The following is a 22,964-nucleotide window of genomic DNA, read 5'->3' as shown; positions in this document are numbered from 1 at the left end:
GAACCGAAGGAGTCGGTGATGTTCTCCCGAATCGCCATCGTCAACCGTGGCGAGGCCGCAATGCGCCTCATCCATGCCGTCCGTGGCCTGTCCGCCGAGACGGGGCAGCCGATCGAGGTCATTGCCCTGCACACCGATGTCGATGCCGCCGCCACGTTCGTGCGCGAGGCCGACATCGCGTACGACCTCGGTCCGGCGGCGTCGCGCCCGTACCTGAACATGAAGGTGCTCGAGCGCGCCCTCCTCGAGACCGGCGCCGACGCGGCGTGGGTCGGCTGGGGCTTCGTCGCCGAGGACCCGGTCTTCGCCGAACTCTGCGAGCGGATCGGCGTCACCTTCGTCGGCCCGTCGCCCGACGCGATGCGCAAGCTCGGCGACAAGATCGGCGCCAAGCTGATCGCCGAGGAGGTCGGCGTGCCGGTCGCTCCGTGGAGCCGCGGTGCCGTCGACACCATCGACGACGCGCTCGCCGCAGCCGCCGACATCAGCTACCCGCTGATGCTGAAGGCCACCGCCGGTGGTGGCGGACGCGGTATTCGCGTGGTCAACAACGACGAGGAACTGCGCGACGCCTACGAGCGCACCCGTGACGAGGCCGCCCGAGCCTTCGGCAGCGGCGTCGTCTTCCTCGAGCGCCTGGTCACCGGTGCGCGCCACGTCGAGGTGCAGGTCATCGCCGACGGTCAGGGCACCGCATGGGCGCTCGGCGTCCGCGACTGCTCGGTCCAGCGTCGTAACCAGAAGGTCGTCGAGGAGTCGGCGTCGCCCGTTCTCGGTGAGGAGCAGGTCGCCGAGCTGAAGGCTTCCGCCGAGCGCCTCGCCGTCGCCGTCGGTTACCGCGGTGCCGCCACGGTCGAGTTCCTCTACCACCCGGGCGAGAAGCTCTTCGCGTTCCTCGAGGTCAACACCCGCCTCCAGGTCGAGCACCCGATCACCGAGATCACCAACGGCTTCGACCTCGTGCGTGCCCAGCTGCACGTCGCCTCGGGCGGCAAGCTCGAGGGCGAGCCGCCGACCGAGCGCGGCCACGCCATCGAGGCCCGTCTCAACGCCGAGGATCCCGACCGCGACTTCGCTCCGGCGCCGGGACGCATCAACCTCCTCGAACTACCGGCCGGCCCTGGTATCCGCGTCGACACCGGCGTCAGCGAGGGCGACACCATCCCCGCCGACTTCGACTCGATGATCGCCAAGATCATCGCCTACGGCCGCGACCGCGACGAGGCACTCGGACGCCTCCGCCGCGCTGTGCGCGAGACGCGCGTGATCATCGCCGGCGGCTCGACCAACAAGTCCTTCGTGCTCGAGTTGCTCGACCAGCCCGAGGTCATCGACGGCAGCGCCGACACCGGCTGGATCGACCGGGTCCGTGCCGAGGGCGGCCTGGTCGCCAACCAGCATTCGGCGATCGCGCTCACCGCGGCGGCCATCGACGCCTACGAGGAAGAGGAGAAGGTCGAGCAGCAGCGCCTGATGTCGACCGCCTCGGGCGGCCGCCCGCAGGTCCAGCACGAGAGCGGCCGTCCCCTCGACCTGAAGCTGCGCGGCGCCAATTACCGCGTCCGCGTCGCCCGCATCGGCGCACACCGCTTCCGTGTGAGCATCGAGGCCGGCACCGAGACCCGCACCGCCGACGTCGAGCTCGAGCGCTTCGACGAACATGCCGCCCAGCTGGTGGTCAACCGTGAACGGTTCCGTCTCGTCACCGACACCCACGGACCCGTCCACCTCGTTGACGTCGACGGCATCACCCACCGCGTCAGCCGGGACGAGGGCGGCGTCGTCCGCTCGCCGGCACCCGCACTCGTGGTCGCCACTCCGCTGCAGGTCGGCGACGAGGTCGAGGCGGGCGCACCCGTGCTGGTCCTCGAATCGATGAAGATGGAGACCGTGCTGCGCGCACCGGTCCGCTCACGGCTCAAGGAGAGCCTGGTGTCGGTCGGCACCCAGGTCGAGACCGGCGCGACGCTGCTGCGTCTCGAGCCGCTGACCGAGGACGACGGCGACGAGGCCCCGGAGGAGGTCGCGGGCGTCGATCTCGACCTGCCCACCGAACCCGAGGTCGAGGCGCACGAGCGCACCACCCGCACCCAGGAGGACCTGCGTGCGCAGCTCCTCGGCTTCGACGTCGACTCGAACGAGGCCACCCGTCTGCTCGACGACTACCTCGCCGTGCGCCGTGCCGTGATGGCCAGCGGTCGCCGGCCTCTCGCCGACGAGCTCGAACTCATCACCGTGTTCGCCGACCTCGCCGAGCTGAGCCAGAACCGCCCGTCGAGCGACGAGCTCGGCGTCGAGCACGTGCACAGTGCCCGCGAGAACTTCCACACCTACCTGCAGAGCCTCGACGTGGAGCGCGACGGGCTCCCCGCCGCCTTCCACGACCAGCTCAGCCGGGCGCTGCGTCACTACGGCGTCACCGAGCTCGACCGGACCCCGGAGCTGGAAGCCGCGGTCTTCCGCATCTTCCTGGCCCTGCAGAACCCGGCCGGATCGGTCACCGTCATCACCACCCTGCTGCGGGAATGGCTGCAGGAGCCGACGCCGCGCGACGAACTGCGCGACGACGTGGGCCCCGCCCTCGACCGACTGATCGCCGCCACCCAGATGCGCTACCCGGCCATCGCCGACCTCGCCCGCGGTGTCGTCTACGCCTGGTATGGCCAGCCGCTGCTGCTCCGCGACCGTGCCCGCGTCTACAGCAACGTCCGCAAGCAGCTGCGCTACCTCGACGAGAACCCGAACGCCGCGGACCGCGACGAGCGAGTCGACAACATGGTGCGCAGCACCGAGCCACTCGTCCGCCTCCTCGGTCAGCGCATCGAACGCGGCACCACCGACAACCAGGTGATGCTCGAGGTCCTGACCCGTCGCTACTACGGCAACAAGGGTCTCTCCGACATCCGCAACCACGAGGCCGGTGGCACCACCTTCGTCGTCGCCGACCGTGACAGCGGCAGTCTGATGTCCGCGGCCGTCGGTTTCGCGGGCCTGCCGGCAGCGCTGAACGGTCTCGGCGAACTCGCCCGTGGCGCCGCCGCGGTCGACGCCGACATCTACCTCAGCTGGGAGCAGCAGCCGAGCGGCTTCGACGCCCTCGCCGAGACCCTGCACGAGACCATCTCGAACGCCGCACTCCCACCGCAGGTCCACCGGGTCACCATCACGGTGGCCGGCCGCGGCGACGCGCGAATGCATCATCACGTCACCTTCCGTCAGTCCGCGACCGGCATGGCGGAGGAACGCCTCATCCGCGGTCTGCACCCGCACATCGCGCAGCGGATGCGGATGGAGCGGCTGCGGAAGTTCGACCTCACCCGACTCCCGTCGGCCGACGACGAAGAGGTGTACCTCTTCCGTTGTGTCGCACGGGAAAACCCGTCCGACGAGCGACTCATCGCCTTCGCCCAGGTCCGCGACCTCACCGCGGTCCGAGAGCCCGGCGGACGTCTGCTGACGCTTCCCACCGCCGAGGCGACACTCGCCTCGTGTGCCGACTCGATCCGCCGCGCCCAGCGCGGGGCGGCCCGGCCGTCGAGCACCAACCGGATCGTCCTCTACGTCTGGCCGCCGATCGACGACGACGCGTCGATCCTCGACACGATCGCCGATCACATCAGCGGAGTCACACGCGGAATCGGCCTGGAAGAGGTCCAGGTGATCGCCCGTCGCCGCAATCCCGACTCCGGCGAGCTGACCAAGGTCTCGGTGCACTTCTCGCTCACCGCGACCGGCGAGTTCGAGGTGAAGGTCACCGCACCGACCGACGCGCCCATCGAGCCCGTCGACGAGTACCGCCAGAAGGTCAAGCGCGCCGCGGCACGCAACACCGTCTACCCGTACGAGCTGGCCGAGATCCTCGGTGACTTCACCGAATACGACCTCGACGCCGAGCATCGCCTGGTCCCGGTCGACCGGCCCAAGGGTCGTAACACGGCGGCGATGGTCGCCGGTGTCGTGACCACTCCGACCGAGAAGTTCCCGGAGGGCGTCACCCGCGTGGTCCTGCTCGGTGATCCGACGAAATCGCTTGGCGCACTGTCGGAACCGGAGTGCAGCCGCGTCATCGCCGCGCTCGATCTCGCCGAGCAGATGCAGGTGCCGCTCGAGTGGTACGCACTGTCCTCGGGTGCCCGGATCTCGATGGACTCCGGTACCGAGAACATGGACTGGGTCGCCCGCGCACTGAAGCGCGTCGTCGAGTACACCCAGGACGGCGGCGAGATCAACATCGTCGTGGCGGGTATCAACGTCGGTGCGCAGCCGTATTGGAACGCCGAGGCAACGATGCTCATGCACACCAAGGGCATCCTGGTGATGACCCCCGATTCGGCGATGGTCCTCACCGGCAAGCAGTCGCTGGACTTCTCCGGCGGCGTCTCGGCCGAGGACAACTTCGGCATCGGCGGCTTCGACCGCGTCATGGGCCCGAACGGCCAGGCACAGTATTGGGCGCCGAATCTCGGTGCGGCCCGCGACGTCCTGATGTCCCACTACGAGCACACGTACGTGCTGCCGGGCGAGGGCACCCCGCGCCGGGCGGACACGGCCGATCCGTCGGACCGCGACGTCTCGGACTACCCGCACGTCCTCGCGGGCAGCGACTTCACCACGGTGGGTCAGATCTTCTCGCGCGAGCACAACCCGGATCGCAAGAAGCCCTTCGACATCCGCACCGTCATACGCGCCGTCGCCGACCAGGACCACGTCGTCCTGGAACGCTGGGCGGGCATGGCCGACGCCGAGACGGCCGTCGTGTGCGACGTCCACCTGGGCGGCATCCCGGTGTGCATGCTGGGCATCGAGTCGCGTGAGGTCGCGCGTCGTGGCTACAAGCCGACCGACGGTCCGGACACCTACACCGCCGGCACGCTGTTCCCGCAGTCGTCGAAGAAGGCCGCCCGGGCGATCAACGTGGCCAGCGGGAATCGTCCGCTCGTCGTGCTCGCGAACCTGTCCGGCTTCGACGGTTCGCCGGAGTCGATGCGCAAGCTGCAGCTCGAGTACGGCGCCGAGATCGGTCGCGCGATCGTCAACTTCCGCGGCCCGATCGTGTTCTGCGTGATCTCGCGCTACCACGGCGGTGCGTTCGTGGTGTTCTCGAAGGCTCTGAACCCGAACATGACCGTGCTGGCCATCGACGGTTCGTTCGCCTCCGTGCTCGGTGGCGCGCCCGCCGCCGCAGTGGTGTTCGCCGGTGAGGTCGCCAAGCGCGTCGCCGCCGATCCGCGCGTCCGCGAGCTGGAGACGAGCGTCGCCGAGTCCTTCGGCACCGATCGCTCGAGCCTGAACGCCGAGCTCGCCGACATCCGGCAGTCGGTCCGTGCGGAGAAGATCAGCGAGATCGCCGCCGAGTTCGACAAGGTGCACAGCATCCAGCGCGCCGTCGAGGTCGGTTCGGTCGACGCCGTCATCCGCGCCGAGGAGCTGCGCCCGCGGATCATCGGTGCGATCGAGAACTCCCCGGCCTGGGGCAAGAAGGACTCGCACGCCGTGAGTTCTTGACACACAACGCAATTCGCCGCCCCCGGTTCGAATCCGAACCGGGGGCGGCGTTGTGCTGTGTCGGCACCTAGCGTGAGTTGTACGGCAGTAACGCCATCTCCCGGGCGTTGCGGATCGCGGTGGCGACCTGGCGCTGTTGCTGTGGTGTGAGGCCGGTCAGCCGTCGACTCCGGATCCGTCCCTTGTCACTGAGGAACTGTCGGAGAAGTTGAACGTCTTTGTAGTCCACCGGGTTCCGGCCGTCGGTCCGGATGCCGAGCGCGGACAGCTGATTCTTCTTGCGGGCCGGACGTTCGTCGTCGCGGCGTGGTCTGCGTTTCATGAACGCCTCCTGTTCGGGTCTTTCACCAGCTGGATTTGTGGATGCCGGGCAGCTCACCGCGATGCGCGAGTTCGCGGAACCGCACCCGCGACAACCCGGCCTTGCCGATGTAGCCGCGGGGCCGGCCGTCGATGGCGTCCCGGTTGCGCAGGCGCGTCGGGCTGGCGTCGCGTGGCAGGGCGTGCAGGCGACGCTGGGCCTCCGCCCGTTCGGCGCCGGTGGAGTCGGGTGCGACGATGGTCCGCTTGAGTTCCGCGCGGAGGTCGGCGTATCGGGCCACCACCTCGCGACGCTGTTCGTTGCGGACGATCTTGGACTTCTTCGCCATCAGCGGTCCTCCTTGAAGTCGACGTGGGCGCGGATGACCGGGTCGTACTTGCGGAGCACCATGCGATCCGGATCGTTGCGGCGGTTCTTCCGGGTGACGTAGGTGTAACCGGTGCCGGCCGTGGACCGGAGCTTGACGATGGGTCGGATCTCATTGCGCGCCATCAGATCTTCTCCCCTCGTGCACGCATGGTGCGCAGCACGGATTCGATCCCGTACCGGTCGATGGTCGAGATCCCCTTCGCACTGACCCGAAGGGTGATGTACCGCCCCTCGCTGGGTACGAAGTACCGCTTGCGCTGGATGTTCGGGTCCCAGCGACGAGACGTGCGTCGATGGGAATGCGAGACCTGCTTACCGAAGCCCGGTTCGCGCCCGGTGACTTGGCATCGTCGTGACATGCCGTCCTCCTTATTGACAATGATTGGCATTAGCGTCGTCGACACGTTACCGTCGACCAGACCTAAATGGAAATGATTCTCAATAGTCTGGAGTGTGGACGTGGCCGACCTGAATCCCGAGGACGGGCAGATGCGATTCCTCCCTGCCGACAACCGAACGCCCGTCATCCTGGTGACCGGCCTGGACCGACCCACATCTCGCCGGATCGGAGACGCGTTGACGTCCGATCCCGGCACGGTGCAGGTCCACCACGACCTCAGCGGAGTCGGGGACGGGCGCGTGATCCGGACCCTGACCTGGCGGGAATCCGACGGCCGCCGCCGTGAGGTGGTCACGGTGATCGAACTCGCTCACGGTTGTGTGTCGTGCACGCTGCGCGAGGATCTGCTGCCCCTGCTCAGACGGCTTCACCGGCGATCGTCGGTTCGACGCATCGTCCTCACCCTCGACCCGATCCTGGAACCGGAACGGATCGCGTGGTCCATCGAGCATGTGGTCGTCGACGACGAGCCCGACACGCCCGCGGCACCGGCGGCCCTCGACGTGCGGGTTGAATCGACGATTGTCTCTGTCGCAGAGGAACTGTGGCTGCACCATGCGACGGGCGATCTCGGGTTGTGCGAGGTGTTGCCCGTACCGCCCGACGACGAGCGCACCCTCGCACAGGTTGCGGTGGGTCAGGTGGCCTTCGCCGACGCCCTCGTCGTCGTCGGCAGCGATCCCGCCGCCCGGGACGCCTGGGAGTCCGCTCGCCTCATGGCGGTCCTCAAGCGGTTGTCACCGAGGGCGCCGATGATGTTCGAGTTGCCGGAGCGGCCGCTCACTCCCCTGCTCGTCGAGCAGCTGGTCGCCGCGATCCCGCCTTCGTCGCGGCGCGGGCGCATCGACGGGCCGCACGACCCGCTCCTGGTCGACCAGCCTTCCCTCGATCCCGACTGCGGTGTCACCTGGATGGAGTTCCACACCGACCGGCCCCTGCACCCGGGCCGCCTGCACGATGCGATCGACTCACTGTTGGACGGAGTGGTCTGCGCACGAGGACGCCTGTGGGTCGCGACCCAGCCGGACGAGGCGCTGTGGCTGGAGTCGGCCGGCGGCGGGCTACGCGTCGCGCCGGGTGGTCGGTGGCTCGCCGCGATGGACGACGACGAGCTCGCCCGGGTCTCACCCGAACGGAGAGCACTCGGGGCCTTGCGTTGGGACGACACGTTCGGGGATCGCCACTCTTCTCTGGTGGTGCTCGTCCACCGCGGCGACCCCGACGAGATCGACGAAGCGCTGCGTGCCGCCTGCCTGAACGAGGTGGAACTGGCCGCGGGACAGGATTTCTGGGACACCTTGGACGATCCGTTCGGCCGGTTTCACGCGGACCCGTGCGACGACGTCGACGTCGAGGCGCCGATGGTCGACGCCCCGGCCGCCGACCGCCGATCCGGCAACGGGCGAACCGAGGACCACCACGACGACCGGTGACGTTTCGCCGATCCTCAGGCATGGTGGAGGGATGGCCGACAACGAGCAGCCCGAGTGGACGACGACCGAGGACGACCTGAAGATCGACCCCGACATGCCCGAGCAGCCCGCGGAGCGTGATGGTCCGGACTCGGTGCTGCCCACGTCCGGCGACGCCCCCGTCGGTGAGACCAAGCGCATCGAGGAGGAGAGGGCTGCTTACGACGCGGCGCCGGCCGACACCGATGCTCCGAAGGATCACGCGGTCGGCGGATCGGAGGGCACGGCAGATGGCCAGTGAGAAGCGGACCATCGTCCTCACCGGTGCCAGCGACGGCATCGGTGCCATCGCGGCCCGCGCGCTGTCCGGACCGTCGACGAATCTGATCCTCGTCGGCCGGTCCCCGCAGAAACTCGCGCCCATCGCGGCCGAGACCGGCGCGACGTCGTTCACCGCCGACTTCGCCGACCTCGCCCAGGTGCGTGATCTGGCCGCGCAGATCTCCGGCAGCGTCGAGTCCATCGACGTCCTGATGAACAACGCGGGCGGCACCTTCGATCACAAGGACCGCACGGCGGACGGCCACGAGCCGAACTTCCAGATCAATCATCTCGCTCCGTTCCTGCTGACCCACCTGCTGCGCGACCGGCTGGCCGCGGCCGGCTCGTCACTGGTCCTGAACACGGCGAGCGTCGGCAATCTGGCCGGCAGCGTCGACTTCGACAATCTCGACTTCGAGAAGCGCCGAGCGCTGGCCCTCCGCCCCTACGGCACGGCGAAGTTGATGAACATCCTGTTCACCCGCGGCATCTCACAGCGGTGGTCCGACGACAAGATCTATTCCGCCGCAGTACATCCCGGTCCCGCCGCGACGAGCTTCGGACGCGACTCCCGGTTCGTCGGACTCGCCTATCGCTCACCGATCACCCGATTGGTGACCATCACTCCCGAGCAGGGCGCCGCACCGCTGATCGCCCTCGCCGAACGCGGTGCGGATCCGTCGGTCAACGGCGTGTACTTCAGCCGGCACAAGCCGAACGGGCTCGAGAACCGGCAGGCACACGACCAGAAGCTCATCGACGGACTGTGGGAGAAGTCAGCGGAACTCACCGGGCTCAACTGACCCGCCCCGGGTCACCCCAACCGAAGGAGCGCAAGATGACGCACAACATCCTCTTCGTCATGACCGGCGCCGACGCATGGACGCTGAACGACGGATCGAGTCACAAGACCGGCTTCTGGGCCGAGGAGGCGGTGGCACCACTCGAGGTGTTCCGGGAGGCCGGATACCCGGTCACCGTCGCGACCCCGGGCGGCGTGCGTCCCCCGGTCGACGAGGGCAGCCTCAGCCCGGATGCGGTCGGATCCGTGGAACGGGCCGAAGAGATCCGGAACGTGCTCGACACCGCCCCCGAACTGCAGAAACCGATCGCCCTGACCGACGTGAACGTCGCGGACTACGACGCGGTGTTCGTACCCGGCGGGCACGGGCCGATGGAGGACCTCGCGGTGGACGCTGACGCGGGTGCGCTCCTCATCGCCGCCGACCAGGCCAAGAGAACCATCGGCATCGTGTGCCACGGACCCGCGATCCTGTTGGCCGCCAAGGGCGAGGACGGCGTGAACGTGTTCTCCGGTCGTACGGTCACCTGCTTCGGCAACGCCGAGGAGCAGCAGGCCGGACTCGCCGACAAGGCGCCCTGGCTACTCGAGAACCGGCTCACCCATGAGGGTTTCAAGGTCACGCTCGGCCTGCCGTGGACGGTGCACACCCAGGCCGACGGCAACCTGCTGACCGGACAGAACCCGGCGTCGTCGGAGAAGCTGGCCCGCGAGGTCTTGCACCGCGTGAAGAAGGTCGCGGAGGAATCCGCGTAGCGGCCTCTAGGCCGGGAGCAGTCCGTCGACCAGCGCGTCGACGATGTCGTCGAGCGATTCCTCGGGCATCAGCGGTCCGGTCAGCCGGTCGAGGACCAGGCCGTCGACGGCGTAGTGGAAGAGCGCGATCTCGCGAGCGGACCCGGGCAGGCCCGCCTGCTCGTTGAACGCCACGTCGCCGGCGAAGCCCGTTCGACGCCATTCCCCGATGATCTCGGCGACCTCGGGTCGGCGGATGCCCTCGAGTCGTAATTCGATGAGGGCGATCGTCACCTCCCGGTTGGCGAGGAGTCGTTCGACGATGTTGCGAAGATACTCCGCGAACAGCTTCTGACTGGGCGACTGGCCTGCCCGTGCGGCGATGAACTCGTCGCTGGGCGCCAGTCGCTCACCGATGCGCTCCACGAGCCCCTGGAGCAACGCTGCGCGGTTGCGGAAGTAGTTCGTCGTCGTGCCCTGCGGAACGCCCGCCTCCCGGTCCACGGCGCGATGGGTGAGTCCGCGTGCGCCCGCTGTCGCGAGCACCGTCAGTCCCGCGTCGGCGAGGGCGCGGCGTCGTTCGTCGTTTCGGGCCATAGCGAAAACGATAGCGCCGACCACTGCAGCTGCTGTACATTCCTAACCACTACATCTGAAGTGATTGGAGTGAGCATTGCGAGAACTCGTGTACTACGTGGCGGTGAGCCTCGACGGGTACATCGCGGGGCCGAACGGCGAGTTCGACGCCTTTCTCGTCGAGGGCGACCACATGGTCGGCATCAACGAGCGCTTCGCCGACACGATCCCGACCGATTACGCGACGGCCCTCGGGATCGACCAGAGCGGCGGCGGCTTCGACACCGTCCTCATGGGCGCCGACACCTACGCGGTCGGCCTGCCGGAGGCGCCGAGTCCCTACCGGCATCTCGACCAGTACGTGTTCACCCACCGAAAGCCGGAACCGGTCGACGGCGTGACGTTCACCGACCGCGATCCCGTGGAACTCGTGCGGGAGCTGAAGTCCCGGAGCGGCAAGGACATCTGGCTCTGCGGGGGCGGGTCGCTGGCGACGCAGTTGATCGGCGAGATTGATCGCCTGGTGCTCAAACGGCAACCGCTGCTGTTCGGGGACGGGATCTCGCTGTTCGCGCCCGGAACGTACGCACCGGGACGGTTCGAACGGGTCAGCAACCGGGAGTTCGAGACCGGGGTGTCGTTCACCGAGTATGTCCGCGCCTGAGTGCGGAGAATATGCCCGAGAAGCAAAACGCACCACCGGGGTCCGGTGGTGCGTTGCGGTTCTTGCAGTGGTGGAGCCTAGGAGATTCGAACTCCTGACATCTGCCTTGCAAAGGCAGCGCTCTACCAACTGAGCTAAGGCCCCGTGCCGACCGGAATCGGTCGACGGGATGCGAATTGGGAGTCCGAAAACTTCCGTCGCAGTGGGCCTAGGAGGACTTGAACCTCCGACCTCTTCGTTATCAGCGAAGCGCTCTAACCGCCTGAGCTATAGGCCCTTGAACCGAGAAGTGAGGTTACCCGACGGATCCCCCACCAACCAAAACAGCTGGTCAGAGGCTCGATTCAGTCGAGATCCGCGAGCGTCACCTCGGCACCGCCGACGAGGTCGGCACAGATGTTGTAGATGTAGCTGCCGACCGTCGCGATCGCCGTCAACAGGATGGCGTTCACGGCCCCCAGAAGAGCCGCCACGCCGAAAACGGTACCCGCCCCGATGACATCCCCCGCGGTGCTCGATTCGTCCGCCACGAGCGTTCCGAAGCTGTTGTTCACCTGATCCCAGATGCCCATGCCGTCGAAGATCAGGTACAGCACCGCGACCGCGATCATCCAGATGAAGAATCCGACGAACGACAGCACCGCGGCGATCTTGAACGTCGCCCACGGATCGATCCGACGCAGCTGCACCGCGGCGCGCAGAGCCGAACCCGCCCCGACCTGACGCGGTGCCGACCGGGGCGCGACCTTCGACGGTGCCGCGGCCGGCGGCGCCTCCGGAGGACGCTTCAGATCGGCCGTGTGGTGGATCTGATCGAGATCCGGCAGATCGTGTCCGGGCAGGTTCTCCCGGTCGATGGTGCTCGTCGGCGACTCGACGAAACCGGGCTCCTCGGTCGCGACGGCGGAGCCCGGCCGACGCGGACTGTCGAGCTTGGTGACGGGAGCCTGCTGACCGCTCATGCTGGCCGCGGCCGTGCCGCTGTTGGTCACGATGCCCCGCGGCGGCGGGCCGCCCCGAGATTCCGGCGGCGGGCCGCCCCGAGACTCCGGCGGCAGGCCGCCGGGGTTGTCCTGCGCGTTCGGGCGCGAGTCGTCCTCACGCCCGAACGCCTCGGTCGGCGCGGAACCGGACGATTCCTCGACCGGTCCGCGCTGCCACGGCGGCACCAGCCCACCGGTCGGTGTCCCCGTTCCGGGACCGGACGGGTTCCCGGACGGGCGCCCGTTCTGCTCCTGGCTCGGCTCGTTCGGTGTGCTCACAGGCAATCCCTCACTCTGGCGTCACTGCCGATGGACATCGACGCGTCGGGTCACTTTCTACCGCCACCGACTGGTCGGCTGCACGTGTTCTCAACCCTAACGCCTACTCCGAGGCGTCCGTCTCCTCCGGCTCGTCGGCGTTGCGGGCGATCGCGATGACGGTGGTGCCCTCGTCGAGGTTCATCAGACGCACACCCTTGGTCTGGCGTCCCGCCTTGCGGACCTGCTTGGCCGCGGTGCGGATGACACCGCCGCCCGAGGTGATCGCGTACAGCTCCGAGTCGTCGTCGACGATGAGCGCGCCGATGAGTTCACCGCGCCGGCGATCGTGGGCGATGGTGAGCACGCCCTTGCCGCCGCGACCCTGGACCGGGTAGTCGTCCATGCCGGTGCGCTTGGCGTAGCCACCCGACGTCGCGACGAGCAGGTAGGTGTCCTCGCGAACCACGTTGAGCGACAACAGGGTGTCGTCGGCGTTGAACCGCATGCCCTGTACACCCGAGGTCTGCCGGCCCATGGGGCGCAGGGTCTCGTCGTCGGCGTGGAACCGGATCGACTGGCCCTTCTGCGACACCAGCAGCAGATCATCGTCTTTGCTGCACAGCTGGGCGCCGACGAGTTCGTCCTCGCCGCGCAGGTTGATCGCGGCGATACCGCCGGAGCGGTTGGAGTCGAAGTCGACGAGCTTGGACTTCTTCACCAGACCGTTGCGGGTGGCGAGTACCAGGTACGGGGCGTCCTCGTAGGTCTTGAGCTGGATGACCTGGGCGATGCGCTCCTCCGGCTGGAAGGCCAGGAGGTTGGCGACGTGCTGGCCACGCGCGGTGCGATTGGCCTCGGGCAGCTCGTAGGCCTTCGCCCGGTAGACCCGACCCTTGGTGGTGAAGAACAGGATCCAGTCGTGGGTCGAGCAGACGAAGAAGTGCTTGACGATGTCGTCCTGCTTGAGGCCCGCGCCCTGCACGCCCTTGCCGCCACGACGCTGACTGCGGTAGAGGTCGGTCTTGGTGCGCTTGGCGTAGCCGGTCTCGGTGATCGTGACCACGACGTCCTCGCGGGCGATCAGATCCTCGTCGCTGACGTCGCCGTCGGCCGCGATGATCTTGGTACGACGCGCGTCGCCGTACTTCTCCACGACCTCCTTGAGCTCGTCACGCACGATGGCGCGCTGACGCTCCGGCTTGTCGAGGATGTCCTTGTAATCGGCGATCTCGAGCTCGATCTCGGCCAGTTCGTCGACGATCTTCTGGCGTTCCAACGCCGACAGACGACGCAGCTGCATCGCCAGGATGGCGTCGGCCTGGATCTCGTCGATGTCGAGCAGCTCGATGAGGCCCGTGCGCGCGGTGTCGGTGTTGGCCGACCGGCGGATCAACGCGATCACTTCGTCAAGTGCGTCAAGGGCTTTCACCAGACCGCGCAGAATGTGCGCGCGTTCCTCGGCCTTGCGCAACCGGTACCGGGTGCGGCGCACGATGACGTCGATCTGATGCGCCACGTAGTAGCGGATCATCTGATCGAGACGCAGGGTGCGGGGCACGCCGTCGACGATGGACAGCATGTTGGCGCCGAAGCTGGTCTGGAGCTGGCTGTGCTTGTACAGGTTGTTCAGCACGACCTTGGCGACCGCGTCACGACGCAGCGTGACCACGATGCGCATGCCGACGCGGTCCGAGGACTGGTCCTCGATCCGGCTGATGCCCTTGAGCTTTCCTTCGTTGACCTGCTCGGCGATCGACTGGATCAAGTTGTCCGGGTTGACCTGGTAGGGCAACTCGGTGACCACCAGTGTGGTGGTTCCCTTGTTCTCCTCGATGTCGACGACGCTGCGCATGCGGATGCTGCCGCGGCCGGTGGTGTAGGCGTCCTTGATGCCCTGGCTACCGACGATCAGTGCAGCCGTGGGGAAGTCGGGTCCCTTGATGCATTCCATGCAGGCGGCGAGAGTCGTCTCGTCGTCGGCGTCGTGGTGCTCGAGCGCCCAGAACACCGCATCCGCAACCTCGTTGAGATTGTGCGGCGGCATGTTGGTGGCCATACCGACGGCGATACCGCCGGAGCCGTTGATCAGCAGGTTCGGGATCCGGGCCGGCAGTACCGTCGGTTCCTGGGTCTTGCCGTCGTAGTTCGGCGTGAAATCGACTGTCTCCTCGCCGATGTCACGGAGCATCTCCATCGCGAGCGGCGTGAGGCGGGCCTCCGTGTAACGCATGGCGGCCGCGCCGTCGTTACCGCGTGAACCGAAGTTGCCCTGTCCGTCGATGAGCGGGTAGCGCATCGACCACGGCTGTGCGAGGCGCACCAGGGCGTCGTAGATCGCGGTGTCGCCGTGGGGATGGTAGTTACCCATCGTTTCCGCAACGGGTTTCGCCGACTTGACGTAGCTGCGGTCGGGACGGAAACCGGCATCGAAGGATGCGTAGAGCAGGCGGCGGTGCACCGGCTTGAGACCGTCGCGCACCTCGGGGAGGGCGCGGCCCACGATCACGCTCATCGCGTAATCGATGTAGCTCTTCTGCATCTCCTGGCCGAGATCGACAGGTTCGATCCGGTCGCCTTCACCGTCGGCAGGCGGCAGGGTGGTGTCAGTCATTGTGTGTTCTTTCTCCGATCACTGCGAATCCATTCGATCCGTGATCAGACATCAAGGAAGCGAACGTCTTTCGCGTTACGGGCGATGAAGCTTCGACGTGCGGCGACGTCCTCACCCATGAGGATGGAGAACAGTTCGTCGGCGGCCGCGGCGTCGTCGAGCGTCACCTGACGCAGGACGCGCACCGCCGGGTCCATGGTGGTCTCCCACAGTTCCTTGGCGTTCATCTCGCCGAGACCCTTGTAGCGCTGGATACCGTCGTCGGTGTTGATCTTCTTGCCGGCGGCACGTCCCGCCTCGAGGAGACCGTCACGTTCGCGGTCGGAGTAGGCGAACTCCGGAGCCGACTTCTGCCACTTCAGCTTGTACAGCGGCGGCTGCGCCAGGAAGACGTGACCGTGCTCGATGAGCGGTCGCATGAAGCGGAACAGCAGCGTCAACAGCAGCGTCGAGATGTGCTGGCCGTCCACGTCGGCGTCGGCCATCAGCACGATCTTGTGATACCGCAATTTGGCGATGTCGAACTCGTCGTGGATGCCGGTACCGAAGGCCGTGATGATCGACTGGACCTCGGCGTTCTTGAGAACTCGGTCGATACGGGCCTTCTCGACGTTGATGATCTTGCCGCGCAGCGGAAGGATCGCCTGATACATCGAGTCGCGGCCGGACTTGGCGCTACCGCCGGCCGAGTCGCCCTCCACGATGTAGACCTCACACTTGGTGGGGTCGTTGCTGCGGCAGTCGGCGAGCTTGCCGGGGAGGCCGCCGATGTCGGTTGCGGTCTTGCGGCGCACCATCTCTCGCGCACGACGCGCGGCCATGCGGGCCTGGGCGGAGTCGGCGGCCTTCTTGATGATGATCTTGGCCTCGGCGGGGTTCGCCTCGAACCAGTGACCGAGGTGCTCGTTGCAGGTGCGCTGGACGAAGCCCTTGATCTCGGTGTTGCCGAGCTTGGTCTTGGTCTGGCCCTCGAACTGCGGGTCGGAGACCTTCGCCGAGATGACGGCGGCGAGACCCTCGCGGATGTCGTCGCCGGTGAGCTTGCCGTCCTTCTCCTTGATGAGCTTCTTCTCGAGGGCGTACTTGTTGACCGTGCTGGTCAGCGCCGCGCGGAAGCCCTCTTCGTGCGTGCCGCCCTCATGGGTGTTGATCGTGTTGGCGAAGGTGTGGACCGACTCCGAGTAACCCGCGTTCCACTGCATCGCGATCTCGACCTCGTGTCCCTCGCCCTTGGCGCTGAACCCGATGACCGTGTTGTGGATCGACTGCTTCGTGCGGTTGAGGTGCTTGATGTAGTCGACGAGCCCGTCCGGGTAGTGGTACGTCCGGGTCTTCGGCTTGGCTGCGGCCTGGGCCTTCTCGGTCTCCGACAGGACGACCTCGGCGACATCGGTCGTGGGTGCGTCCTCGTCGCCGTTGGGATCGCCGGGCGGCTCGACGGCCTGGGGGCGCTGATCGGTCAGCGTGATGGTCAGACCCTTGTTGAGGAAGGCCATCTCCTGCAGACGACGCGCCACGGTTTCGGCGTTGAATCTGGTGGTCTCGGTGAAGATGTCGGGATCCGGCCAGAACCGCACCGTCGTACCGGTCTTGCGAGTGGCATCGCCCTGCTCCAGGGCACCCGGCTTGGCGTAGGAATAGGTCTGTGTCCAGTTGTGACCGTCGCGCGCGATCTCCAGCTCGACCTTGGTCGAGAGGGCGTTCACCACGGAGATGCCGACGCCGTGCAGACCACCGGACACCGCATAGGAATCCGAGTCGAACTTGCCACCGGCGTGCAGCTGGGTCATGACGACCTCGACGGTGGGCACACCGGTCCGATGCTTCTCCACCGGGATGCCACGACCGTCGTCGACGACCTGGACTCCGCCGTCCTCGAGGAGGGTCACGTCGACGCGGCTCGCGAAGCCGGCCATCGCCTCGTCGACCGAGTTGTCGACGACCTCCCAGATCAGGTGGTGCAGGCCGCGTTCACCGGTGGAACCGATGTACATGCCGGGCCGTTTGCGGACGGCTTCCAGACCTTCGAGGATGTTGATCGAGTCCGCGCCGTACTCCGACGGCTTCTTCTTGCTCTTCTTGGGTCCGGTGTCGTTGGTGTCGGCCACGAGGTGCGTCCGCTCCTGTTCTGCTCATCGGCGGATCCCAGGTACCCGAGATCCGTCTTCGATCTACTCGACCAGGGGGCGGGCAGGTCGATGCGCACACAGGTATGCCCGGGACTTCCCGGGTTGCCTGAAGGCGGCGGTCGTTCTGCCGTTTGGTGGTCCCCTGTCGGGACAACACCTCACAGTGTACTGCCTGACTTGCCCAGGAACGTGCATCCGGGGCCGCTAACAGGCCCTCAGATCGATTTTCTTGGGACTAGCCCGGTTCGATCGTGGCTTGGGGAGGAAAGTCGGCTCACGGGGCACATCGACTAGTAATGTGCGGACGAGTCTGCTAAGCCCGGCCTAGCCGTAGGTGTCCCGCGGGCCTCTCCCCCGCACATGACGTTCGCCTTTACGCCACGACGGACCCTTGGGGCCGCTGATGCGCAGGGACTTCACCACGCCGTCTCCGACGGCCGCCGCGATCTTCGCCAGGATCTGCGACTGCACGTACCGCAGCTGCGTGGCCCATGCCGTGGACTCGGCCTGCACGTGAAGTACGTTGTCCCGCAACTCGATCGGCTTCGCGTGTGCGGCGATGTCGGCTCCCACGATCTGGTCCCACATGCCGAACAGGGTGCCTTCGCCGATCTTCTCCTGCCAGCCGCGGTCCTTCGCCAGACCGCCGACGAGACGACCGAAGGGCTGCGGATCCCGCGCATCGGGACCCGACCCTGACCATCGCTTACGTGTCTGGGCACCCCGCGGTGTGCGGCGCACGGGTGACGCGCGACCGCGTCCCACCGACTTCCCGGCCGCCCGCGCCGCGGCGCGGGCCTCCTCCAGAGCCTTCCGGGCACGTTCGTATCCGCCGAGTTCGCCCGGTTCGATCGGCCGGTTCGACGGCTCCCCGGCTGCGTCGGGACGCGACGAAGGTGCTTCGTCACTCATCGGAGACCCCGCTCACCGGTTCCCCGACGCGTTCGGGCGGTGAATCCGACTCGTCTCCGACGACCGTCGACCGGCGACCGTCTGCGTCCTCGACGACGTCGACGAGGATCCGACGGCCACCGATCTCGCCCGGGATGTCGTCGGCGACCGCTGCGGTGATCAGCAACTGCTCGGCGCCGGCGGTGAACTCCACCAGTTTCTCCCGACGCTTGGCGTCGAGTTCGGCGAAGACGTCGTCGAGCATGATGACCGGTTCGATCCCCTCGGCGCGCGTCAGTTCGACGGAGCCCAACCGCAGAGCGAGTGCGAGCGACCACGATTCACCGTGGGAGGCAAAGCCTTTCGCTACGTCGGTGCCGAGCACGATGTCGATGTCGTCACGGTGCGGACCGACCAGGCACATACCGCGATCGATCTCCTTGTCGCGCAAGTCGCTCAGACGAGCGGTGAGGATCTCGCTGATCGACTCGGCCGTGGCCGTCTCGACTTCGACGCCGCCGGCGGGCCGATAGCGCAGGGTCGCGGGCCGCGAATGCGGCGCGATCGACGCGTAGGAGCGGGTGAAATGTGGTTCCAGCTCGGCCAGGACCTGCAGCCGTGCCGCGGTCACCTGTCCGCCCAGATCGGCGAGCTGACCGTCCCATACATCGAGCGTGCTGATGACCGACTCGGCCTGGTCACCGCCGCGCCGCAGCGCCGCGGCCGCCGTCTTGAGCAGCGCCGACCGCTGTCGCAGCACCCGGTCGTAGTCGGCGCGAGCGGCCACCCACCGTGGACCGCGCTGGGCGACGAGTTCGTCGATGAAACGTCGCCGGTCGCCGGGATCCCCCCGGACGAGCGAGAGATCCTCGGGAGCGAACAGCACGGTCCGCAGGATCCCGAGCAGATCGCGGGATCGTCGGGCGGGACTGCGGTTGATCGACGCCTTGTTGGCACCTTCGGCGTTGATGCGCAGTTCCGCGGTCAGCTCCCGGCCCTCGTTCTCGACGGTGGCGGTGACCAGGGCCGACGCGGATCCGGAATGCACCAGCGGAGCATCGGAACTCACCCGGTGCGACCGCAGGGTCGCCAGGTAGAACAGCGCCTCGAGCAGGTTGGTCTTGCCGAAGCCGTTCCGGCCGGTGAAGACCGTCGGGCCGGGCCGCAGATCGAGGTCGACGGCCTGCCACGAGCGGAAATCCCTCAGGTGCAGCTCACGTACGAACACGGTCGGTTGCGGTGATCGGCTGGGTGCGCGGCGCGGGTCAGCCCGGCAGGCGGACCGGCATCAGCAGGTAGCTGAACGCGCTCTCGGGGGCCACGTAGGCGCCGGACTCGTCGGCGACCGGATCCTCGCCGCTGGCCGGACGCAGGACCGCCGGACGGCTCGGGGTGGTGAAACCGAAGTCGACGCTGTCGGCGTTGATCGCCGACAGACCGTCCTGCAGGTAGCCAGGGTTGAAGGCGATGGTCAGCGGCTCGCCGTGGAACGACACGGGCAGCTCTTCCTCGGCCTTGCCCGCCTCGTCGCCACCGGCGGTGAGGAGCACGGATCCCTCGGTGAACTCCATCCGGACCTGCGCACCGCGCTCGGCGACCAGAGCGACGCGGCGGATCGCCTCGATCAGCGGAGCGCTGTCGATGGTCGCGACCGCGGTGTGGCTGGCCGGCAGCAGCTGGCGGAACTTCGGGAACTCCGCGTCGAGCAGGCGGGTGGTGGTCTTCTTGGTCTCGCCGAGGATGCCCAGGATGCCGTCGGATCCGATGGCCGCACCGCTGCCGAAGGCCAGCGAGACGACGCCGGTGCCCTCGGCGCCCGCGGTCTTGGCGCTTTCGGAGAGCGTCTTGGCCGGGACCAGAACCGCCCCCTTGGTGTCGGGGTCCGAAGGCTCCCACTGCAATTCGCGCACAGCAAGGCGGAAACGGTCGGTGGCCGCGAGGACCACGGAGTTGCCCTCGATCTCGACGCGCACGCCGGTCAGCATCGGCAGGGTGTCGTCCTTGCCGGCGGCGACGGCGACCTGGGAGATCGCCTCGGCGAACAGCTGTGAGGGGATCGTGCCGGTGATGGCCGGGACGTCGGGCAGCTGCGGGTAGTCCTCGACCGGCATCGTCGGCAGGGAGAATTTGGCGCTACCGCAGGTGATCGCAACGCGGGAGCCGTCAAGGGTCACGTCGACGGGCTTGTTGGGCAGGGCCTTGGTGATGTCGGCCAGCAGGCGACCGGAGACCAGCACCTGGCCGGGCTCGGCCACCTCGGCACCCAGGTTCTCCTGGGCCGAGACCTCGTAGTCGAATCCCGAGACGGTCAGACCGGTCTCGCCGACGTTGAGCACCACACAGCCCAGAACCGGTACCGGCGGACGAGAGGGCAGGCTTCGAGCAACCCAGGCGACGGAATCAGCGAACTCGTCACGTGCGACACGGAACTTCATGCTGGGAGATTGCCCTTCTCTCTCGTGCGGATCGTCGGCATGCCGGAGCCGAAACGACGGCATGGTCGATCACGTCCCACATCCGGGAATCCCACTGTAGAACGCGACCGCCGATGCCGGGATGGTTGGGGCCAACTCAGTCCATCCGGGAGGACGGGCCTGCAGGGCCCGCGGATGGGTGTTTGTGCACAGTCCTTCTTACAAAAGATTTCTCTTTAGAGAGGGATCCATCTCAGTAATAGGAACTGTGGAATCTGTGGACAACAGTTACATCGGGCCAGTCGGACGGGGTGCGCGGGTGTGCATGACCGGTGGAGCGTCGTTGAGTCGAATCCAAAGAGTCTGTGGACAAAACTTGTTGTTCGCGCGGCGTCCACCGTCGGTGCACAGGTCTTCGGCTGTTATCCCATGCCGATCCACAGCCTCAGGACCTGAAAATTGTCATTCCAGACGGCCGATCCGAGTGTGCGAGAACACAGAAGATCGACGTGTCAGTCTCGACCCGGGGAACAGAGTTGTGGTTCTCGGTGATGGATCCGACGTCCGTGCGGGGCCGGCGGACAGTGGTGTCATCTCTTCCCGGGTGGTGCGAGGTGCGAGAGCCGGCTACCGCTGCCTGAGGTGCGAGGAGCGAGGTGCGAGAGCCGGCTACCGCTGCCTGAGGTGCGAGGAGCGTGGCGACGAGCCTCGAAGGCCCAGTGCGCCGTCTCGCCCCTCTGAGGCTCCCCCACGCTCGCACCTCAGGAATCGGGATATGACGGCGTCCAGGCCTGCACACGCCCTTGACACACGAAACGCGCCTCCCGTGCAAGGCACGAGAGGCGCGTGGAGAGCAGAGAAGAGGAGTGTCAGCCCACCGCACGCTGCTTGATGCGGGCGGTCAGCTCCTGGACGTGGTCGTACACCTTGCGGCGCTCGGCCATCTCCTTGCGGATCTTGCGTTCGGCGTACATGACCGTGGTGTGGTCACGGTCGAACGTCTCGCCGATCTTCGGCAGCGACAGGTCGGTGAGCTCGCGGCACAGGTACATCGAGATCTGACGTGCCTGGGCGATGGATCGCGTCTTGCCGGGGCCCCGCAGTTCTTCGACCGAGATGTCGAAGTACTCGGCGGTGATCGCGAGGATGCTGGCGGCGCTGACCTCGAGGGTGCCCGAGTTGGGCAGCAGCGCCTGCAGCACGACGTCGGCAAGCGACTTGTCGAGGGCGGCGTCGTTGAGTGAGGCGAACGCCGTCACGCGGATCAGCGCACCTTCGAGCTCCCGGATGTTGCGCTCGATCTTCGACGCGATCAGCTCGAGGACGTCGTCGGGCACGGCGATGTTGTCCATCTGCGCCTTCTTGCGCAGGATGGCGATGCGGGTCTCCAGATCCGGCGGCTGGACGTCGGTGATCAGTCCCCACTCGAATCGCGTACGGAGCCGATCTTCAAGTGTTGCAAGCTGTTTCGGCGGGCGATCGGACGAGATGACGATCTGCTTGCTCGCGTTGTGAAGCGTGTTGAAAGTGTGGAAGAACTCTTCCTGGATACCCTCTTTACCCACGAGGAACTGGATGTCGTCGACCAGCAGCACGTCGACGTCGCGGTAGCGACGCTTGAACGCCACCCGCCGGTCGTCGCGCAGCGAGTTGATGAAGTCGTTGGTGAATTCCTCGGTCGAGACGTACTTGACGCGCATCCCGGGGAACAGGCGCTGGGCGTAGTGCCCGGCCGCGTGGAGCAGATGGGTCTTGCCCAGTCCCGACTCTCCCCAGATGAACAGCGGGTTGTATGCCCGTGCCGGAGCCTCGGACACCGCGACCGCCGACGCGTGCGCGAAGCGGTTCGACGCACCGATGACGAAAGTGTCAAAGGTGTACTTGGGGTTCAGGTTTGCGCCCGACGGCGACGGCGTACTGGTCGGCCGCTCGGCGAAATACGAGGCCCAGTCGCCCGACGGCCGGCCGGTGTCGCCACCCGGCGCGGGTCCGGCGCCCGGGGTCGCCGGGAAGCCGGCACCGATCGCCGCGCCCGGGACCGCGGAGTAGTCGACCGGCGCCGCGCCGTTGACCACGCGGGGTTCGGGCGCGGCCGGCTCGGGCATCGGCTCGTCGTTGCGGGGTGTCTGGATTCGGACGCCGAGATCGACCGGCTCGTTCAGGTGACGGCTCAGCACGGAACGGATCGTCTCGCGCAGATTCCGCTCGATCTGTTCCTGGACCAGAGCGGTCGGCACGGTGAGGAGGGCGAAACCCTCGGTCAGGGTGAGGGGTCGGACCAGTGACAGCCACGCCTTCTGCTGGCGGGTCAGTGGTTCGTGGTCACGTGCGGCTTCGTCGTCGTTGAGTTCGGCGACGACCTGTTGCCACACCTCACCGAATGTGTCGCGGTCTGAAGTCACGGGGCTGGCCTCCTGACCCGGAAAACTACCAGCGTTGACGCGGGCCGGGGCACCCCACGTCATCGACCGCATCTCTCCACAGAGTTATCCACACCTGTGTACAACGGTGATGACGAACTTTGGACTTTGGTCGGTAACCTCGGATCCCGGCGACACTTCGTTGGTGT

At 67.1% G+C, this 22,964-nt stretch carries 18 protein-coding genes and 2 tRNA genes; 6 read left to right on the top strand and 14 right to left on the bottom strand.

What is annotated here, in order from left to right:
- Positions 1-18 precede the first annotated feature (18 nt).
- On the top strand, positions 19-5,505 hold the full coding sequence (locus GKZ92_RS00100) for an ATP-binding protein (RefSeq protein ID WP_006361187.1): 5,487 nt from the start codon (positions 19-21) through the stop codon (positions 5,503-5,505).
- 67 nt (positions 5,506-5,572) lie between these two features.
- On the opposite strand, the gene rpsR is transcribed toward GKZ92_RS00100, so the two are convergent.
- From rpsR to rpmB, 4 genes are read right to left on the bottom strand one after another with little or no spacing between them, the layout of a single operon-like run.
- A complete protein-coding gene (gene rpsR, locus GKZ92_RS00095; protein ID WP_006361186.1) occupies positions 5,573-5,827 on the bottom strand; it encodes a 30S ribosomal protein S18 in 255 nt (84 codons plus the stop codon).
- Positions 5,828-5,849: 22 nt separating this feature from the next.
- Positions 5,850-6,155, bottom strand: a complete 306-nt coding sequence (gene rpsN / locus GKZ92_RS00090) for a 30S ribosomal protein S14 (RefSeq protein ID WP_005200415.1) — start codon at positions 6,153-6,155, stop codon at positions 5,850-5,852.
- The gene (rpmG, locus tag GKZ92_RS00085) at positions 6,155-6,319 is read right to left on the bottom strand and encodes a 50S ribosomal protein L33 (protein WP_005200413.1); all 165 of its coding nucleotides are present in this window, start codon (positions 6,317-6,319) and stop codon (positions 6,155-6,157) included. Before rpmG ends, rpsN begins: the two co-directional genes overlap by 1 nt.
- Positions 6,319-6,555: a 50S ribosomal protein L28 gene (rpmB, locus tag GKZ92_RS00080; protein ID WP_035753882.1), complete on the bottom strand. Its 237-nt coding sequence runs from the start codon at positions 6,553-6,555 to the stop codon at positions 6,319-6,321. The genes rpmG and rpmB overlap by 1 nt, the downstream gene beginning before the upstream one ends.
- Before the next feature lie 94 nt (positions 6,556-6,649).
- Between rpmB and mrf the strand changes: the two genes are divergently transcribed.
- The 4 genes from mrf to GKZ92_RS00060 are packed head-to-tail and all read left to right on the top strand — an operon-like array spanning position 6,650 to position 9,887.
- Positions 6,650-8,029: a ribosome hibernation factor-recruiting GTPase MRF gene (mrf, locus tag GKZ92_RS00075; RefSeq protein WP_035753884.1), complete on the top strand. Its 1,380-nt coding sequence runs from the start codon at positions 6,650-6,652 to the stop codon at positions 8,027-8,029.
- A 31-nt stretch (positions 8,030-8,060) separates the two neighbouring features.
- Positions 8,061-8,309 (top strand): hypothetical protein, encoded by a 249-nt coding sequence (locus GKZ92_RS00070; RefSeq protein ID WP_006361183.1) that lies wholly within the window; start codon positions 8,061-8,063, stop codon positions 8,307-8,309.
- Entirely contained in the window at positions 8,299-9,132 is an 834-nt protein-coding gene (locus GKZ92_RS00065; RefSeq protein ID WP_042378133.1) for an SDR family NAD(P)-dependent oxidoreductase, read from the top strand. The genes GKZ92_RS00070 and GKZ92_RS00065 overlap by 11 nt, the downstream gene beginning before the upstream one ends.
- A 35-nt stretch (positions 9,133-9,167) precedes the next feature.
- Complete coding sequence (locus tag GKZ92_RS00060; protein ID WP_042378131.1) at positions 9,168-9,887, top strand: type 1 glutamine amidotransferase domain-containing protein; 720 nt, start codon at positions 9,168-9,170, stop codon at positions 9,885-9,887.
- A 6-nt stretch (positions 9,888-9,893) separates the two neighbouring features.
- On the opposite strand, the gene GKZ92_RS00055 is transcribed toward GKZ92_RS00060, so the two are convergent.
- On the bottom strand, positions 9,894-10,463 hold the full coding sequence (locus tag GKZ92_RS00055; protein ID WP_006361179.1) for a TetR/AcrR family transcriptional regulator: 570 nt from the start codon (positions 10,461-10,463) through the stop codon (positions 9,894-9,896).
- A gap of 76 nt (positions 10,464-10,539) precedes the next feature.
- Here GKZ92_RS00055 and GKZ92_RS00050 point away from each other — a divergent pair, with 76 nt between their 5' ends.
- A complete protein-coding gene (locus GKZ92_RS00050; protein WP_006361178.1) occupies positions 10,540-11,106 on the top strand; it encodes a dihydrofolate reductase family protein in 567 nt (188 codons plus the stop codon).
- Between the two features lie 68 nt (positions 11,107-11,174).
- Here the strand turns inward: GKZ92_RS00050 and GKZ92_RS00045 are convergent.
- The 9 genes from GKZ92_RS00045 to dnaA all read right to left on the bottom strand — a co-directional run bounded on the left by GKZ92_RS00045 (position 11,175) and on the right by dnaA (position 22,797).
- Positions 11,175-11,250: transfer RNA gene (locus GKZ92_RS00045), tRNA-Ala, on the bottom strand.
- 59 nt (positions 11,251-11,309) lie between these two features.
- Positions 11,310-11,383, bottom strand: a tRNA-Ile gene (locus GKZ92_RS00040).
- A 67-nt stretch (positions 11,384-11,450) separates the two neighbouring features.
- Entirely contained in the window at positions 11,451-12,368 is a 918-nt protein-coding gene (locus GKZ92_RS00035; protein ID WP_006361177.1) for a DUF3566 domain-containing protein, read from the bottom strand.
- Between the two features lie 103 nt (positions 12,369-12,471).
- Positions 12,472-14,961, bottom strand: a complete 2,490-nt coding sequence (gyrA, locus tag GKZ92_RS00030) for a DNA gyrase subunit A (RefSeq protein ID WP_006361176.1) — start codon at positions 14,959-14,961, stop codon at positions 12,472-12,474.
- A 44-nt stretch (positions 14,962-15,005) separates the two neighbouring features.
- Positions 15,006-17,069, bottom strand: a complete 2,064-nt coding sequence (gene gyrB, locus GKZ92_RS00025) for a DNA topoisomerase (ATP-hydrolyzing) subunit B (protein ID WP_035753888.1) — start codon at positions 17,067-17,069, stop codon at positions 15,006-15,008.
- 345 nt (positions 17,070-17,414) lie between these two features.
- The gene (locus GKZ92_RS00020; protein WP_006361174.1) at positions 17,415-18,002 is read right to left on the bottom strand and encodes a DUF721 family protein; all 588 of its coding nucleotides are present in this window, start codon (positions 18,000-18,002) and stop codon (positions 17,415-17,417) included.
- Entirely contained in the window at positions 17,995-19,209 is a 1,215-nt protein-coding gene (recF, locus tag GKZ92_RS00015; protein WP_006361173.1) for a DNA replication/repair protein RecF, read from the bottom strand. Before recF ends, GKZ92_RS00020 begins: the two co-directional genes overlap by 8 nt.
- A 37-nt stretch (positions 19,210-19,246) precedes the next feature.
- A complete protein-coding gene (gene dnaN / locus GKZ92_RS00010) occupies positions 19,247-20,416 on the bottom strand; it encodes a DNA polymerase III subunit beta (protein ID WP_006361172.1) in 1,170 nt (389 codons plus the stop codon).
- A gap of 848 nt (positions 20,417-21,264) precedes the next feature.
- Complete coding sequence (dnaA, locus tag GKZ92_RS00005; RefSeq protein WP_006361171.1) at positions 21,265-22,797, bottom strand: chromosomal replication initiator protein DnaA; 1,533 nt, start codon at positions 22,795-22,797, stop codon at positions 21,265-21,267.
- Positions 22,798-22,964: the final 167 nt, after the last annotated feature.

This window comes from Gordonia sp. 135 (assembly GCF_009720185.1).
Lineage (GTDB): Bacteria > Actinomycetota > Actinomycetes > Mycobacteriales > Mycobacteriaceae > Gordonia > Gordonia alkanivorans.
The sequence above is the reverse complement of the archived record's forward strand: the minus strand, read 5'-3'. Positions and strand labels throughout refer to the sequence as shown.